Annotated in this window: 14 protein-coding genes and 1 pseudogene; 3 read left to right on the forward strand and 12 right to left on the reverse strand. The window is 52.3% G+C overall.

Features of this window, described 5'->3' with window-relative positions:
- Nucleotides 1–160 precede the first annotated feature (160 nt).
- From merA to merT, 4 genes are read right to left on the reverse strand one after another with little or no spacing between them, the layout of a single operon-like run.
- The gene (gene merA / locus MDHKLMBL_RS19065; RefSeq protein ID WP_206769573.1) at nt 161–1,615 is read right to left on the reverse strand and encodes a mercury(II) reductase; all 1,455 of its coding nucleotides are present in this window, start codon (nt 1,613–1,615) and stop codon (nt 161–163) included.
- On the reverse strand, nt 1,557–1,817 hold the full coding sequence (gene merF, locus MDHKLMBL_RS19070) for a mercury resistance system transport protein MerF (RefSeq protein WP_014421551.1): 261 nt from the start codon (nt 1,815–1,817) through the stop codon (nt 1,557–1,559). The genes merA and merF overlap by 59 nt, the downstream gene beginning before the upstream one ends.
- Entirely contained in the window at nt 1,814–2,116 is a 303-nt protein-coding gene (gene merP / locus MDHKLMBL_RS19075) for a mercury resistance system periplasmic binding protein MerP (protein WP_011783481.1), read from the reverse strand. Before merP ends, merF begins: the two co-directional genes overlap by 4 nt.
- A 15-nt stretch (nt 2,117–2,131) precedes the next feature.
- The gene (merT, locus tag MDHKLMBL_RS19080; RefSeq protein ID WP_011783480.1) at nt 2,132–2,488 is read right to left on the reverse strand and encodes a mercuric ion transporter MerT; all 357 of its coding nucleotides are present in this window, start codon (nt 2,486–2,488) and stop codon (nt 2,132–2,134) included.
- Nucleotides 2,489–2,561: 73 nt separating this feature from the next.
- Here merT and merR point away from each other — a divergent pair, with 73 nt between their 5' ends.
- Nucleotides 2,562–2,996, forward strand: a complete 435-nt coding sequence (gene merR, locus MDHKLMBL_RS19085) for a mercury resistance transcriptional regulator MerR (RefSeq protein WP_014421553.1) — start codon at nt 2,562–2,564, stop codon at nt 2,994–2,996.
- A 145-nt stretch (nt 2,997–3,141) separates the two neighbouring features.
- Here the strand turns inward: merR and cap2-3 are convergent, their stop codons facing one another.
- From cap2-3 to MDHKLMBL_RS19130, 8 genes are all read right to left on the reverse strand, one after another.
- On the reverse strand, nt 3,142–5,466 hold the full coding sequence (cap2-3, locus tag MDHKLMBL_RS19090; RefSeq protein ID WP_158254296.1) for an anti-phage 6A-MBL system cap2_3 protein: 2,325 nt from the start codon (nt 5,464–5,466) through the stop codon (nt 3,142–3,144).
- Complete coding sequence (gene mblB / locus MDHKLMBL_RS19095; RefSeq protein WP_104272154.1) at nt 5,456–6,625, reverse strand: anti-phage 6A-MBL system MBL-fold protein; 1,170 nt, start codon at nt 6,623–6,625, stop codon at nt 5,456–5,458. Before mblB ends, cap2-3 begins: the two co-directional genes overlap by 11 nt.
- 19 nt (nt 6,626–6,644) lie before the next feature.
- On the reverse strand, nt 6,645–7,268 hold the full coding sequence (locus tag MDHKLMBL_RS19100; RefSeq protein WP_104272156.1) for a hypothetical protein: 624 nt from the start codon (nt 7,266–7,268) through the stop codon (nt 6,645–6,647).
- An 84-nt stretch (nt 7,269–7,352) separates the two neighbouring features.
- A complete protein-coding gene (locus tag MDHKLMBL_RS19105; protein ID WP_104272158.1) occupies nt 7,353–7,772 on the reverse strand; it encodes a hypothetical protein in 420 nt (139 codons plus the stop codon).
- Nucleotides 7,772–8,725: a zinc dependent phospholipase C family protein gene (locus MDHKLMBL_RS19110; protein ID WP_104272162.1), complete on the reverse strand. Its 954-nt coding sequence runs from the start codon at nt 8,723–8,725 to the stop codon at nt 7,772–7,774. The genes MDHKLMBL_RS19105 and MDHKLMBL_RS19110 overlap by 1 nt, the downstream gene beginning before the upstream one ends.
- Nucleotides 8,726–8,789: 64 nt before the next feature.
- A complete protein-coding gene (locus MDHKLMBL_RS19115; protein ID WP_104272166.1) occupies nt 8,790–9,014 on the reverse strand; it encodes a DUF2188 domain-containing protein in 225 nt (74 codons plus the stop codon).
- 684 nt (nt 9,015–9,698) lie between these two features.
- Nucleotides 9,699–13,403 carry a hypothetical protein gene (locus MDHKLMBL_RS19125; protein WP_104272171.1) on the reverse strand — a complete coding sequence of 1,235 codons (3,705 nt, stop codon included), beginning with the start codon at nt 13,401–13,403 and terminating at the stop codon, nt 9,699–9,701.
- A gap of 200 nt (nt 13,404–13,603) precedes the next feature.
- Entirely contained in the window at nt 13,604–14,344 is a 741-nt protein-coding gene (locus tag MDHKLMBL_RS19130; RefSeq protein ID WP_104272175.1) for a tyrosine-type recombinase/integrase, read from the reverse strand.
- 114 nt (nt 14,345–14,458) lie between these two features.
- On the opposite strand from MDHKLMBL_RS19130, the gene MDHKLMBL_RS19135 reads away from it, so the two are divergent.
- Together MDHKLMBL_RS19135 and MDHKLMBL_RS21035 are read left to right on the forward strand one after the other, a co-directional pair.
- Entirely contained in the window at nt 14,459–15,397 is a 939-nt protein-coding gene (locus tag MDHKLMBL_RS19135) for a hypothetical protein (protein ID WP_146083427.1), read from the forward strand.
- Nucleotides 15,394–16,104, forward strand: a pseudogene (locus MDHKLMBL_RS21035) (DUF7281 domain-containing protein); the annotation flags it as partial. The gene MDHKLMBL_RS19135 and the pseudogene MDHKLMBL_RS21035, both read left to right, overlap by 4 nt.
- Between the last annotated feature and the right edge of the window lie 182 nt (nt 16,105–16,286).

A 16,286-nucleotide genomic window follows, 5' to 3' on the forward strand; every position in this document is an offset into this window, starting at 1 on the left:
AGCGTAGGCAAGGGCATCCGAGTGACGCGTCTTTTTATAGCTCGAATCTTATGTAAACATCCCGGCTTCAGTTGCACCGCTGATTAGAGCCCTTCGCTGATGGTCGCAAAGCGAACGTTCAAATTTTGGACAGTGCTCGCGTTGACCAGAGCCGGAGCGATTAACCGGCACAGCAGGACAACTGCTTTACATCCTTGGTGAACGTTTGCGCACAGAGTTTGAGTCCTTCAACCATGGTCAGATAAGGGAACAAGTCATCGCCGATTTCCTGAACGGTCAAACCTGCTCGTAACGCCATCACTGCCGTTTGGATAATTTCACCGCCTTCCGCTGCGACAACCTGCACCCCGAGCAAACGGCCTGTGCTGCGCTCTGCTACCATTTTAATAAATCCATGGGTGTCAAAGTTTACTAGCGCACGCGGCACGTTTTCCAAGTCGAGCAGCCTGGTGTCCACGCTATAACCCCGAGCAACTGCTTCGGCTTCAGTGAGGCCAACGGTGGCGACTTGAGGATCGGTGAACATGACCCCGGGCATGGCACTGAGGTCGAGTTTGGCCTCGCCTCCCGTCATGTTGACGGCGGCTCGGCTGCCTGCGGCAGCTGCGACATAGACAAACTGCGGTTGATTGGTGCAGTCACCAGCAGCGTATATTCCGGTGACCGTGGTTTGCAGATGCTCATCCACCTGAATTGCGCCGCGTGAAGTTTCCACGCCAATGCTCGCCAGGTTCAGGGCCTCGGTATTGGGCGTTCGACCGGTCGCCACCAGTAGTTGGTCGGCTCGCAAGGTGCCGGCAGGCGTCTCGACGATAAACTCGTTGTCGCTATAGTCCACGTTGCTGGGCGTGGTCTGGCGAAGCACCTCAATCCCTTCCCGTTTAAAAGCCGCCTCTATGGCCTCTCCGATCGTAGGATCTTCGCTGGACAACACACGGCTCCGGGCTAAAACGGTAACCTTGCTGCCGAGTCTGTCGAATGCCTGAGCCAATTCCAAGGAAACGAAACCGGCACCAATCACGATCAGCCGTTTGGGAACGGTATCCAGCGCCAAGGCACTGGTTGATGTCAGGTAAGGAGTGTCTGCCAGCCCCGTTATTGGCGGCTCTGCCGGTCTGGCTCCGGTTCCAATAAAGGCGCGATCAAAATGAACCGGTTTTTCACCACCCTCAGCCAGCGTGACTACCAGGCTATTGGTATCGACAAACCGGGCCTCACCGTTCAGGACTGTGATGTCCTTGTGTTCTCGAAGTATCTTTTCGTACTTGGTGTCACGCAGCTCCTCCACTCGTGCCTGCTGTTGCTGAAGCAGTTTTGCTCGGTCTACCTGAGGAGCCTCAGCACTGATGCCCGCGTCAAACGGGCTTTCTTTTCGCAGGTGCGCGATATGTGCTGCACGAATCATAATCTTCGAGGGCACGCAGCCAACATTTACGCAGGTGCCGCCGACAGTCCCACGTTCAATCAGGGTGACGCGGGCACCGCGCTCTGTTGCCTTCAGGGCAGCCGCCATGGCGGCACCACCACTGCCGATTACCGCAATATGCAGTTTGTTGTCATTTTTCACTCGGGAAACTCCTTGGAGCTTTGAAGTTGCTCTCGTAGCTGGCGTCATAGTGCTTTTTCCGCCAGAACGCATAAACCGTCAGGCCGATGAATACCGCCAGTGCCGGAAGAAGCACATAGTCGAGATAGCCCGTCAGGGCGGCCAGTCCCACGGTGGCCATCAAAATGACCAGAATCGGTGTGAAGCAGCATAGTGCAACCAGAATAGTCCCTACTATGCCGACCCTGAGCAGGTTCTTCGGATTCTTCATTGCCCCTCCGGAGTCGCCTCTGAGGCCGTGGGAGTGGAGGGGTAACCAGCGTCGCTCGTGGCCTCGGTGAGCGCCTCTATGGAAGTGAGCGCATCGTTAAAGGTGACGACGGCTTCTCGATCAGGGTAGCTCACGGAAACTTGCGACACCCCTTCCACCTTACTTAAGGCCAACTTGACGGTGATCGGACACGCGGCACAGGTCATGTCAGGCACCGAGAGAGTTACTGTTTGAGACGCAGCCCAGGAGGACATGCTGAGCAAAGTGAGGAACATGGCAAGTACAAACTGTTTACGCATGAGAAAAATCTCCGTTTAGTAGAATAGAGGCAAAATGTAAGGGAACACTAATGCGACCAGTACCAGAGCCGTAACTACCCAAAAGATCACCTTATAGGTCTTTCGGACTTGAGGGATCGCACACGTTTCACCGGGTGAGCATTGCTCTACAGGGCGATAGATTCGTCGCCAGGCAAAGAACATGGCGACGGTGGCCGCGCCAATGAACAGCGGTCGATAGGGCTCCAAAGCTGTCAGGTTGCCGATCCAGGCACCGGAAACGCCCAGAGTGATAAGTACCAATGGCCCGAGACAGCACGCCGAGGCGAGAAGTCCAGCCATGCCCCCGACAGCGAGAGAAGCACCTCCGGATTTAGATTTGAATTTCGACATGACGTTGACACCTGTTGCCCATGGACTCGATGCGATAAGGTTACTTCCGTAGTCAAGTACGGAGTCAAGCAGTATGTCGGTTAAAGCCAGTTCACTGACTATTGGCGGCTTGGCCAAGGCGGCCAATGTAAATGTCGAGACGATCCGCTATTACCAGCGGCGAGGTCTGTTGTCGGAACCCAAACGACCTCTAGGTGGTATTCGACGCTACGGTTCCGCCGATATTGATCGGCTGACATTTGTTAAAACGGCGCAGCAGCTGGGTTTCAGTCTCGACGAGGTCGGCGACCTTTTAAGGTTGGAAGATGGCACTCACTGTCAGGAAGCCAGTGCGCTCGCCGAGCACAAGCTGAAGGATGTGCGTGAAAAGATCGAAAGGCTGGTCAAAATTGAGAAGGCTCTGAGCGACATGGTCAGTCAATGCCACGCACAGCCGGACAGCATCGCGTGCCCGCTCATTGCATCTCTACATGAGGGAGACATTGGAACAAAAAGCCAAAGGGATTAGCTTCTGAACCAATCGACCTCTTGAGGCTCTACCCCGTCACTGCGGACACTACGAAAAGATAGGCAGATTTATCGAACCGAGGTGCGCGAACGTTCGCTTTTGTTTAAAAAGCGTCTTAATCGCTCAACAGTGAAATAGTCAAAGGTTAAATTTTGCCTTCTTCAAGAGTGAAAAAGGACAACTCAACCGTCGTTGTTTGTTGACCCAATGAAACGCTGATCGTTGAGTCCGAGACAATCATGGAGATTGCAGGACTGCCATCACGAGCCATAACGTTCTCTAGGTAATCCAGCTGTTTTCGATCGTGAGTGCTTGGATCGGATTTGCAGCCCCTCGGATGAGAATGCCATTCGCCTAGATACGAAACGATCCCGCCAGTTCTACGACGACACTCATCGATATCTCCTTCTACACCGGCAGTTCCGCGCAAGAACTCTTGGGGTGTTGCAGTGCTGTCCTCTGGTGCGGGCCTGGCTAGCACGACCGATATCGTTTTGATCTTCTGGTCAACAAAACCAAGCAAAATGCCACCGGTTTCATTGGGCAATTCGTCATTTCTGAGTCTGGACATGCCATCTTCGATCGAGACGTCCCACCACACAGTCCAATCCCCGACTTCCGCGTAAATGGGCTTGCAGGCCTGAATGTCATGAGCGCTAACGGCCCCGGAGAGCCCATCGCAATCCCAGATCTTGATCTGGGCCTCTTCTTTGTCTGAAAGCAACCTCAGCTGGCGAGCCAGTATCGATCCGTGGAGCCATACCAGTTCATTGGACATCGCCATGGTGATGTCCCGGCATCCGGCCCCAACCCATAAAGAGCCCGAGTTCCCTTCCAGATGATCGGTGCCCCAGCAATCATTGGTCAGAATGGCTCGATAATACTGAGCCTCGAGTGACAGACTACGTGTGTATCCGGACTGATCCTCCATGAGTAAAACCGAGGACCTGCCTGATGGAGTTATGAAGAGTGTTGCCAAACGAGCCGACCTATCCATGCCGGACAGGTCCCGAGGGACCTCTAGCGTCGTGGATGCATCGACAATGATGTCCTTGTGCTCCAATAGGGCTTCTAGCCATTGGAGGTCCTCCGTGAGCCTCCTTACGTATGCTTTTGGCACGCTGCTGTCACTCACCTTGAGGGAGAACATAGATGCGGCCTGGGCGCTCATCATTTCGGATTTGGCCATGCCCACACATGGACCTAGGGAAACATGACGGGACAGGTTATGGGGCTCAACCGCATCATGATCGACATATTCCCATTCACCCCAGCCTTCCCTTGCCCAGATTGAGGCAACGGCACTTCCCAAAGATCCGAGCCCAGAAATGACCCCGTTGAAATCGCATGGTGAATCAGCTATTCCCGAGTATTCCCTCACCTCCTGCTTTGATGGCATTAGCCTGATACCAACAGGGGTCAGAGGGTAACTTTCCAATCGATCCACGTTCAGGGGCTCGACTTTTTCCATTATCCCAGTATTACGAAACCACTTGTTTTCGCCGGGACTACGGATCAGGGCACCAAGGTCTTCACCGAGCCGGCCAAAATGTTGATCCATAGCGAAGCCGTAAACGTCCGTTCTCTCGGTCTTGCTGTCACGTTTGAGGGAGATGCCCAGCACTAGAAGTATCTTATTGGTCTTGCCGGCCGGCCAGTCAAAGCTTTGACCCTCAGGAACAAGATCCTGAATCGCCTCACGGAGCAATCCGGAAATCCTGGCACCTCGAGAATCGAGTCTTTGAAGCAGATCCCCAAGATGTTTGGGGTGTTCCTCTACGCAACCGTGAGTAATGGGAGGCAAGATGATCGTAATTGGTATCCATTTTCCATCCTGGAAACCCGGATGCGACCTATCATCTACAACCCGGGCTTGATACAAGAATCTTCCTCGACAGGCGAATGGTCGCTGATCGAAAACGATACGATAGCCGGTTTCGGTGAGTCTCTCGAAATAATCCTCCGGCAATACAAAGCGATCCGCGGGTTCGAAAAAAAGCTGCTCAAGAGGTTGATCCTCTTGATGCAGGTTTTCGCAGGCGGTTTCCCGAAGCCACCAGAGAACTCGACCCAGAAATGAGTGAGGGTTCCAGACTCGCTCCACAGATGACCAAGGCTCAACGTAGAGGCACAGGGAACGTGGTGAATTGGGCCCTACATGGTTTTGATGCATGGTCACTGGGAAGTCGGAGCGAAGCGCCCTAACCTCCCATGGGAAACCAAAAACGGGGTTATAAGCCAGCGCCAGGCGCTCAAAGCGGCGTATTCCGACCCGATTCTTGGCATCAAAAGTCCCATCGCCAACATCGACAATAAGCGCATGTGAATCCGACGAAATCCGCCGGAATTCAACAACGTCAAAAGCAGAGTGCTCACTGCACGCGTCGGCCACGTCACGCAATGGTGCAGGCAAATTCGACGTTACCGACTTTCCCAGCGACTCTCCGTAGTCAATGTATTCAGTCGTCACTGCCTGCCCTCGGTGGAGCGGCGGATGCGACTGACGCTGTTGCGGCAGCGGCAACGGCCAGCCTGAAGCCAGACCTGGCGCCTTGAAATACGATGGGCTCCGGCTTCTTGCGAGTCGGCTCTTCCCCGGTGCACTTAAAGATACCTGTTGACCCCAAGATACTCCTGTACTCACGCTTGGCCCGAATACAGGGGGGGTCGTTATCGTCATCAACAACCGGCTTGCTGCTGGAAACAATAAACGCATCATCATTTGCCTGCGCTAACGCTGAACGCGCATCCTCGGAGATCTCAGCATCGTTGCCATTATCAGACCAGCTGTCGTGTGAAAGTGAACGCCATGAGCAGTGATGAGGGGCAAGGAGGAGGTCGTATTTCAGGTCGTCAGCCGTGTACTCGCGCCAGAGCCGCTCCCAGATGCATACCCCCGAGTCACCGCCAGACAGGAATCGGCTGAAACAATCGCCGGAGCTGGACTCACGAATGCTGAAATTGATCACAACACTGGAGTCGTTTTTAGACAGCTCTTCCTCCACCTCCTCGTCTTGCTCTCGGAAAGGGGCAAGCAGGCGCGATTCCAGGAGGTTTTGGCCAACTCCGTTAATTCCTTTAATGACATCCCCATGCCTTACGAGGATTTGCTCCAGGCCATCTGTCTTACCGTCTTTGTCTTGCCCCAGGATAAGAATCCGATCGCCATCGGGAACATTGAATCCGCTATCGCGGTTTGCCTGGACTCGACGGCGCGCTTCTTTGGCGAACGCCTTAGCATCGTCGCACAGGGGCAGCTTCTTCGACGCACGCCTGAAAACCATCGGGGACGACCAAAGCTCCCGAATGATAATCCTCTTCTGGGGCTGGTCTCTGTCATCGTCGGGATAGTCCTGAACTGGGCCAAGCCAAAAGTGCGCCCTGAGGCCAAGGCAATGGTCCTCATCCGGGTGAGAAAGAAGCATCGCATCAACAAACGGGCGCCCCCGGGCATCCTTCTTAATGCGCTTTCGAAGTTCAGAGGCAACGTCAGGCGTCGTGTCGCTCGGATCATCGGCAGAACGCCTGATCCGACAGTCAATCAGAAGGCAGGTCTGGCGATCATCCGCAAGCTGCAACAGGGTCATGTCACCATTATCAACGGGGAAAAATGTAACCTTCGAGTTCATGAAATGCAGTTCCTTTCGTCTATTGAGCGACGGCAACGGCGTTTACAACGAGCCTGTTACCTGCATTGCGAGCGGCAAGAAGAGCCAGGAGGGATGAAATGACGAGCACGACATAGACAGCAGGGACAATGTCACCAAGAAGTTGATGGTCTCCCAGGGAGTCCCACAAAATTGTAAAAATCAGGAGAGCGACCAAACCCGAAAAGGTGTCGCGGTAGAGGAGAAAGCTTCTGTGCGATTGACGGACCTCATGGGTATCTCGAACAGGCTTGTATATGTCTCGATACCAGAGGGAGTTCCGATCACCCGCGGCGATCACCTCATCAAAGACATGCGGCCATTGTGATGCAACGTCTTCATACACCACTCTCGAATCCCGCTTGCAGAGACGATGAACCCGTCCTCCGGGCATTTCATTCACGAAACGGGTGAAGACGAGTTTGTGCTTTATATCGTGTGGGAGCAGATGGGTGATAAAGACCAGAACCGCTAGGGTAATCACCCCAGCAACCCCTGTAAGAAGCCCCTCTTTGAATGATGGCAAGTAGTTGAAACCAAACTGAAACCCCAAACACACGAGGACGACAGCGCTTAACAGCGCGGCGATCGTGGCATTGTTCTGTTTCTTGAGATCTTTTTCCACTCTTGCACCCCATCCGTAACAATCACGTAAAGTCCTTGAACTGATTAGAGCCGCTGCTATAAAAACGATTTCCTTACCTTCTACCTACTCGGTGACTGGGCAGTTGACTGTGGACGGCGGGTTGATCCGGCATGGCACTACTTCGGTGGAATCCCAATACGGTTTATCAAGCTTGGCGGTGCATCCCAGGTCTTTCATCAGAGCCTTTCTACCGAGTTCATCACACACCAAAACCACTCCATGACGATCAACGTAATTTGCTTTGAGTATGAAATTGTCAAATGGCTCCAAGAGGGATGGGTCATGCTTAGTCGCAAACTCCAGTAGCTCTCGGTCTTGGAGGCCTTCGGGTGGGGTGTCAAAATAGACTGCGGCCTCCAAAGCACTGCTGACCTTGGTCAACGCAGAGGCTGTCACATACATTTCTTCGTCGTCTGCATGAGATGCGCAGCCGACCAGCAGGAACGTGGCGGTGATTAGAGACCAACTAAACTGTCGAAACATCAGGCTACCCCCCAAAACACGTACTCCTTAGTTTCGGTGTCTTTGCCGGTATCGAGATTCCAGTTTCCAAGTTGCGCAAAGATGGGGGCAGTCGGCTGTTTCAAACCTTCTGCCAACTGCGCCCAAAACCTCAAGACATTGTCGACGGCCCGATCAAATAGAGCGTCATAGTGCAGTCGCTCCCCCCCTGGGATCTCAAGATCCTCTATAAACGTAGAGTCGATGTCTTCCTCCGTCGTGTAGCTCATCCCTGTGTGGGCGCCAACGTGCCTGGCCCAGGCGAATAAACGTGTGCCCTCCTCCACCGTATCCAACAAACTGGAGAAACCGGCGTGCCAATCCGCTGGTTGCGGTTCATTGGATTGGTATCCTTCGGGGTAGACATCTGCCAATATTCGCTTCCAAAGATTTTCGATGTCGCAATCCAGTGAGCCGCTGTCGTCAACGCACGCTTTGATACCGCTATCCAGATGTTCCGAGTCTCCGATGTCACCAAGATTAAGACGATAAAAAACGTGGGCGTCTTGGTACATCTCACAGCGTCGATGATCTTTCTGATTGGCATGGTAGGGACCGACCTTGAGTTCCACGACCGGATGAATGGTCAGGTCGGCTGCCATATGAGCCGCATAACCAAATAGCCAAGCCACACCTTTTTCCCAATCAGGACCAGTGCGATCACGCAGCAATCTGAGTCCGGAAGCCAACACCTCGCCAGTGCGCTCGTAGTGCATTTTATCGGCCCACTGCTTAGCTCTCGCATCAAGGCCTGGCGGCCACTGCAACAGGTCCAGAGTGAGGTAGGGTAAATCGGGACTCACCGCACCCAATTCCACGTATTTGAGGTTTCGCATAAGGGCCCTGCCGACGTCAGGAGGTATATCTGCTGCAGTCAACCGATGCGGCTCTCTGGCGAGATTAACGAGCGTTAGATGAGCGTAGGCTCCTGGCATGAAATTTCTCCAACCCTTTGGCACTGGACATCAATGACCTGAAGTGACCGTTGAATGACGTGAATCAACCTTTCGGTGGAAAAGGATCATTCCCGTAAGAATCTCTCTCACGTATTCGCCCATCCCGGCCATGGATCAACGCCTCGCTTTTTTGATTACGGGCGATCTCCCTTGCCGCCTCTGCCGCTTCGGCTTGAGTCGAGTGATGTGAGGTATCCCGAGTGTTCCCTTCGCCCTTGACGGCCCATCCACTCTCGCGCTGCACGATGTGCTGGTTTTTGCCTGACATGGTGTCTACCCCTCTATTCAGACGACATAAAAGTTTAAACATAAATAGCTACAAAATACAACATCTAGTGGTTGCAATAAAAAATATGGCCACATTTATGGTTTTTGAGCAAATCTTAGTGGAAGTCGACGCCTTCGAGAAAATGCGCTCCGTTAAGGGAGCTGGCTCACAAATTTCAGCGGCCTACCATACAGAAGCAGATGTATAGCGAATCTGTGCCGAAGGGTATGACACCCGATCTTGAAAAGGTTGGCTCCCCCCCCAACCACCTGCACGGTGAGCCTCTCGATGTCGATCCTGACCGCCCGGCGCGTGATCGGATAGATCGTTCGTCCTTTCGAAACTTCCCCATCCACAGGTAGCTGTGGACCCGGGTGTGAAAGTTTCGATCCGAAACCGGAATAAACCGTTTTGGCGAACGTTGCAGGCTGCGTTGTGCCGACTGTGACCACGCCCAGAAATTCCTGTTCTCCCGGGAAAATTTTGAGGTACTGCTAAGGCGAGACCACCAAATAAAGTCTTTTTAAAAGGAGGCTAGCTCAAGATGGGTTCTGCAGACGCTTAGGGGAACGGCCAAAAAAGGAACAATATGGAGAGGATGATCATGCCTAAACTGCATTTGAATCGCTTTGCTTTAGAGCTAAAAAGTGATGTGGTGGGAAGAGGGAGTTAATCAGACCTTTCCTAGCCGGGCCACCCCTCGTTAGAAATAATCCTCGCGGCATCTTGATCATAACTAGCTGCCACTTCTCGTAAAGTAGTGGCCAATCGATGAAAACCTGCATTTTCAACCATGTCTGCTCTTTCACGGTACGTTTTTGCTAAAGCTTTCTCCGGCTTGCCCTCTGGATCAATTGCATGAACACCGCGGGAATTTCTAATGCCCGTTCTATAACCATCTCGTAAACTTGATCGATCTCTATGATTCATTTCAGCAGCGATAACTGCGTGTATCCACAAACCATCTGGGTCATTCGGGGAGTTGACTAACACATTTCCAAGCTGAATCGAGGCAACATCATAATGTCCTGATGCTTTCACTATTTCTTCCATCGTGGTTAACCATTCAACAAACGTTTCAGGATCAAATTCACCGTTGACTTGTGTGCCCGGAACCACGCTCCATGATGAGAGCAAGCGATACGCGTTAGTGGCCATTTTGCGGTGCTGTTCGGATGGCTCACCTTCGTTTTCGGCTCCCTTTGCACGATAGATGAGCTGTATCAGCTCACAAAAAAAACCAGGCTCGGACGCCAACTTCTTTTCGAGTGTTACGGGTGCGCATTCTTCTTGCTGGGCCAATAAAGGAACGTAGGCCCATTCAACATGAAAAAGCTTTTCAGGATCTGTGGTACCACTTTTCTGAAGAGCCCTGATGATTTTCAGAATATGGTAACTATCAGTCCTCCTCGACTGCTCTTCTGTCTTCACGAGAGCTAATAGTGCATCACAGGCAAGTTCAGGATTTATCTTTCGCTTACGAAAGATATCCCGCGACAACCCATTAATAACTGCACTAGGCCGCTCGTGTTCCAGCAACTTAGCCAGGGCGTACTCCGTATCATCATCAGTTTGATAAGTGTTGGCGCTAGTATTTTTCCAGTACTCCCACTCATATTGACCAAGAAGTTTAGCAGCCCTATCCCATGCACTTTTTTCAAATGGCAGTGCACAGAGAAGATTGGCAATCTCCTTCGATTGCCATCCTGACTTGTCGAGATCATCGAACCATTGCCAGCCTCCTGTATGTCTTCTGCGCCAAGCGTATGCGGCTACAAAAGACCAGGTTTTTTGGTCCGCTTGGTTGAGCAAACCTGGCAGCAAATTGCTATCAAATTCCTGTCTTTCAAAATCTGCAAGCACTTCCCCAACCCGGTGGGGGCTCTTCACTTGCCCTGCGAAAAACAGTGCTTGCTCGAAACCCTCTTTTTCCAAAATCTCCTCTACCGCAGTCTTTCGGACTTGAAACAGCCTCTCCTGTTCTTCCTCCCAGTCTCCCTCTCCTTCATACAAATAGGCGTCTGGATCAGAAAATAATCGTCTATGCAAAAGACTGGGAGTGCCTGGAGACAGCTTATCCGCAATCGCCTCTAAAAGTGACAGTGACTCGTTCCCGAGTGACCAGGGTGCATCGGGAAAACGGCGATGGTGTGCAACTAGCTTGCGTAATTTGCCCCAAATGGGTAACCGATCCTGCTCTGGTAAACTCAAGCAACGCGCTGACATCAGCTTGTCTGTGAACTGTTGGGAAGCTGGCGCAGGTAGGTGGTCGTAATTTTCGGCTAGCGCTGCAAGCTTTGTCACATCGAAATCCGCTTGCTCTACGAGCAGCTCAGCACAGAATCGAGACTGCACCCAATACTCTTCACGAGTAACACCTTCTTTCCAGCCCTCTGGAACTGTTTTCCTCCATACTGGCCTATATGTTCCCGAAGTTGAGGTGTGCTGTCCGGGCAACAGACTCTGGAGTACTTTCCAGGCGACGGCCGGCTGCTCAGCAGATATGGTTCTCAATGCTGCCTGACGTTTTTCCAAGGAGGCCAGTGTATGCGGCATCCATGGTAAAAAAATGTCGGATAATGAATTCTCAGGCCTGTTTGCCCAATTGCCCCCAGGATCATGGGAGGCAAGATCTGCTAGAACAACCGAGGCTCGACTCAGGTACCCTTCATCCCAAGCGATGCCCTCAAGTGCCCAGAGCAGGCCAGAAATATAGTTTCGACCGAAAATTCCGGTGTCTTCTTGCTCAAAAAGCTTTTCAAACGGAGAGGGACTGGCGGATATGGCCTCCTCTACAGCTGACAAAAATTCATCTGGGTGGGCTTCAGAAAGGGTAGGAAGCAAGCTATTAAGACTTCCCCATCGCACCCAATCGCTATTTTCAAAGAGCTTACGAATTGAAATAGCAGCAATACTATCGGGCTTACCAGCGCTACAATTGGTTAAAGATTGCTGCCTACTACCAATGAGTGCGAGCCCATCTGCCAACCCCTGACGCAGATTGTTAGAGTGTGGTATTAGCTTTTCATAAATCGCTGCTGCATACCTTTGCTCGCCGGGTAACTCAAACGCTGGGTCGTCCATACCAAGGACACGCAATGCTATAGATTGGAATCCATCTAAGTGGTCATCGAAAAGCCTTCCGCCCAAGTCCTCCCAGGATTTCACTCGGTCTTTGAAACCCCAAATACCATTTTTGTAGCCTATTGGAGAATCGTGAATTTGTAGTGTTTCCCTAAGATCAGGGACCCAATCGCCATACTCCTCACCCACTATCTGACTAATAACTTCAAGATCCGCTTGATTGGACTCAGACCAACTGCCAATGAGCATGGCAAGAGCAAGTTTCGAGGCCGCAGCATGATGATTCCAGTTTGTGGCAGCAGGCGAGGCAGCTACGCCGGTATCGACGTTTGCCTGCTCTTCTGTAAAGCTTATTGGGATATACGTGACGTCGGGTTCCTTGAAATGCGCAACCAGATCTTCAGAAAGCGTTTCAACAGTGATGGTTCCGGCATATTGATTGAAGTCCTGTACTTCATTAAGAATTTGATACCAAATTTTATCTGCAATATTCCTGTTGAACTGTGAGATGTGCGACTGCAACAGCGATGATACAACTCCTGCTTTCCTAGCTAGATCGTAACCGAGCAGATGGAAATTCCTTAGGAATTCGTAAAGGTCGTTATCATCGACGTCATTACCACCATTTGCAGCTGTGAGCTGTTCTTTGAAGGCATCAAGCTTGCTTCTAACTACATCTGAACAGAATTTTGCTCTGCTAAGCTGTGTGAAGAATTCGTCTGCGTCACGAGTATGGCGAGCCTGCTCCAATAGTTGAGTAACACCGTCGCTATCGGTCGCACTCAATGGCCCTGTAATCAATGCGATGACATCTTTTCCTTTGGTAAAGACATCCTCGTTATTGAAGTCATCCCAAGCGGCTTGAATTACTTCAGCAAAAATCTTGTTCTTCCGAGTGATTTGGATAGAATTTTTAACTTGTCCGAGTAGTCGGCGGCGCTCGTTGGTGGCTGGATTCTTTACGAACACTATCAAATCATCGGTGGCGTATCCTGCGACTGCTCCTTGGAGCTTAATTTCTACGATTGGCCAAGATGGCAGGCAAGGGGCATAACCACGGCTTAGCATAAGAGTGACGAAAGTGGCCTGAATATTGGCCTCAAATCGAGCTCCTCCACTTCCCGTGGAAAACGGATTGCTTAATTCTTTACCCACGTTAGGTTTTACCACCGGGCTCGATAAGCCCTTTACTTGACGACAGTGAGAACAGGTCACATTTTCATCAAACATGCTTATCCGGTACGGGTGTTCAACGTGTCCGTCGTGGACTTTAAATGCATGGATAAGTTCTGCCGCGTCTTTCATGTTTTGGCTATACCTGACTGTGCCTCTAAATCAATCATAACACCTCAATTTCTATGGAAAATCAAAGAACTCTATGTCGTTTCCGCTGTCATTGCAGTCGCGACCACCGCCCAACACTCGTGATCGTTAGCAATTTCCAACCAAATTTTGCGATGTACCCACCGACGGCAGCAATCAACGTTCCCAGCAACATAACCGAGTCAATGGAAGTCCACTCCTTCCAGAAAATGCGCTCCGTCGAACGTTAGCACATTCGTGTACACCTCCGTCGACTCCACACTTCGGTGACCGAGGAGCTGGCTCACAAACTTAAGCGGCCGACCGTGCAGCAGCAAATGCACCGCGAAACTGTGCCGAAAAGTGTGGCACCCAATCTTGAACGGCGGCTCTCCCCCCACCTGCTCAATCAAACGGTCGATATTGGCGCTGACCGCCTGGCGCGTGATCGGAAAGATCCGCTCGTCCTTCCGAAACTTCCCCATCCACAGGTAGCTCTGGATCCGCGTCTGAAAGTCTCTATCCAGAATCGGGATAAAGCGCTTGGGCGAGCGTTGCAGGCTGCGTTTGCTCGGCCGCCCTGCCCCTTGCTTGAGCGTCTTGAGGATAACCCCGAAGTCGTAGCCGTCATCCATGAAACTCGCCGGCGTGATCGCCAGCACCTCGGAGACCCGCGCGCCGGTGCACCACATCAGATCCAGGATCAGCCGGTGCATGGGGTGGGTCTCGGCCTCCAGCAGCGTCAGCACCTCGGGCTTGAGCAGGTACCTCGGCATGGTGTCGAGGGTCTCCAGCAGCAACGGCCGCTTGTCGATGAGCCGGTCCCAATCGATGGTCACCTCGGTGATCGGGAACGACACCAGGGGGCGCTCCTGAAACCCGAGCGAGCGCTTGTTTGGGCGTGGGCGCGGAAATGACCGCGCGCTGGTGATGGATTTTGACATTTTCCCTCCGGGGTTCTGTCTATTTTCAGGTGGAATTACAGGCCTGGCCAAGCGCCCTCTTCCGGTCTCATAAGTATGGCAACCAGCGGGAAAACCGCGAGAAATGGGGGCCGGTTGACGAACTACGACATTCTGGATGACAGCAGTACGACTATCTTCAACCGGGTCACCAGCAGTTACGGGATCCGGAGCAATCCGGATATTCGGCGCCGTGAAAATGAACTTTACAGCCGGCAGCTTGCGAACCTGGTGGAAAGCTACAACCAGATGCGTTCAAGCCTCAATGACGAGCCGTTCTCGCTGGATCCGGAGATAAGTGGGTTTATCGCTAATCTCGATATCCGGTGTATGGAAGTGGTGGACCGGATACGCCGGACTCAGAACACCATCCGGGACAACCTGTTCAAGGTGCGAGAGCTTGAGGCACGAGCTCGGAAGATCCGAGCGGTTGCCGATCATATGCGGCACAATCCGGGATTCGAAGCCTTGAGGACACAGGATGCTCTGGATAAGCACCCGTATTTCAGGACCATCAATCCCTCGCCGGCGTTGGCCATACCCAACCTCAACGATGTCGGGGTAGAGGAAGCCTGCACTGAGCTGGTTGGACGGCTCAGCGAAACGCTTAAGTACGAAGCCCCGAAGGTGACGCGAGAAGATTCTACGCTGCGTGAGAAAACTCAGGCAGAGCATGTTGCTGAAGTGTCCCCGCTCGACAAGATGGTTAAACGGATGCTGGCACAGTGCATTGAGAACAACGCGCCTATTTCCGCACTTGAATTCTGGAACTCTGAAGGGCGAGACAACGAGATTGCCGATCTGGACGAAAGTGAATGGCTTTATGCGATTGCACTGTATATGGATGGCGATCCGGTATTGCCCGGCGGCCAGGGTACCTCTCATTTTGTAGGCCTATACACCCATGCGACCTCCGCTCACCCACTGGCTGGTTCTTGTGATCTAGTTGACCTGTATGTGTACCCGGTCGGCATTTCCCTTGAAGATGTGAAAAAGAAGGTGCACGAGGCTCCAAGCCCTGAGGTTTTCTCATGAAACCGACACGCCGTGAAATCAAACAGGCGCTGAAGGTTGCTCAATCCCCGGAAACGACATTCACGCGAAACAAGACACTGGAAAGCCTCGCGGCTCGAGGCCTGGGTTTCGTTAACGGTAAGGCTTATTCGATTTCCCGGCAGCAAAAGCAGGACTTGAAAGGCTGGCTCTCTCACCAGTCGATTGATTGGACCACCCCATGGTCCGCTTTTGAAGGTGACCGGTTGGAGACGGCCGAGGTCGCTACCGATGAGAAGCTGTCCGCGTCTACCGATAATCGGGAGCGGGTCCTAGTCAGTGCCATTGGGCCCACTGTGAGGGTAAACAGTACCACCCTCCCCGAGCTAGAGGGTTCTCATGTTTCACTGGTGACCGAATTCGTCCGCACCATCGAGTGCGACCACCTGTTGGTTGTGGAGAACCTGCCTGCCTTTAACTCCCTGTACCGGTTATTGCTCGATTTCCAGGGCCAAAGCGTTCTTGCCGTGTATAGAGGCGATCCGACACGGCCTATGGGCCAGACATGGGCAAAACATATGTCTGAGGAGATGGATATCCCCCTGGCAGCCTATATGGATTACGACCCTGCTGGACTTGTCATCGCGATCGGGTCTGGTGCCCAGACCATTATCCTTCCCCGTGTATCGGATTTGGAAAATGTAAATGGTAGTCAAACCGATTTCACCAATCAGCACATTCAATGGGAACAGTTGCGCCGGATGGGGATGCCAGGCCAACTTTCATTTCATTGCGATTACCTCGGAGCGAGTTATTGTCAAATCTGGTGTATGACCATCAGGCAGCGCTCCTGTCAGATTGATCCTCCACCGGTATTCCATCCTGAAACTGCACGTTGTCCACGACCAGCTTCAGTTGGTTGAACCCCTTG

The organism is Marinobacter flavimaris (assembly GCF_002933295.1).
Classification (GTDB): Bacteria; Pseudomonadota; Gammaproteobacteria; order Pseudomonadales; family Oleiphilaceae; genus Marinobacter; species Marinobacter flavimaris.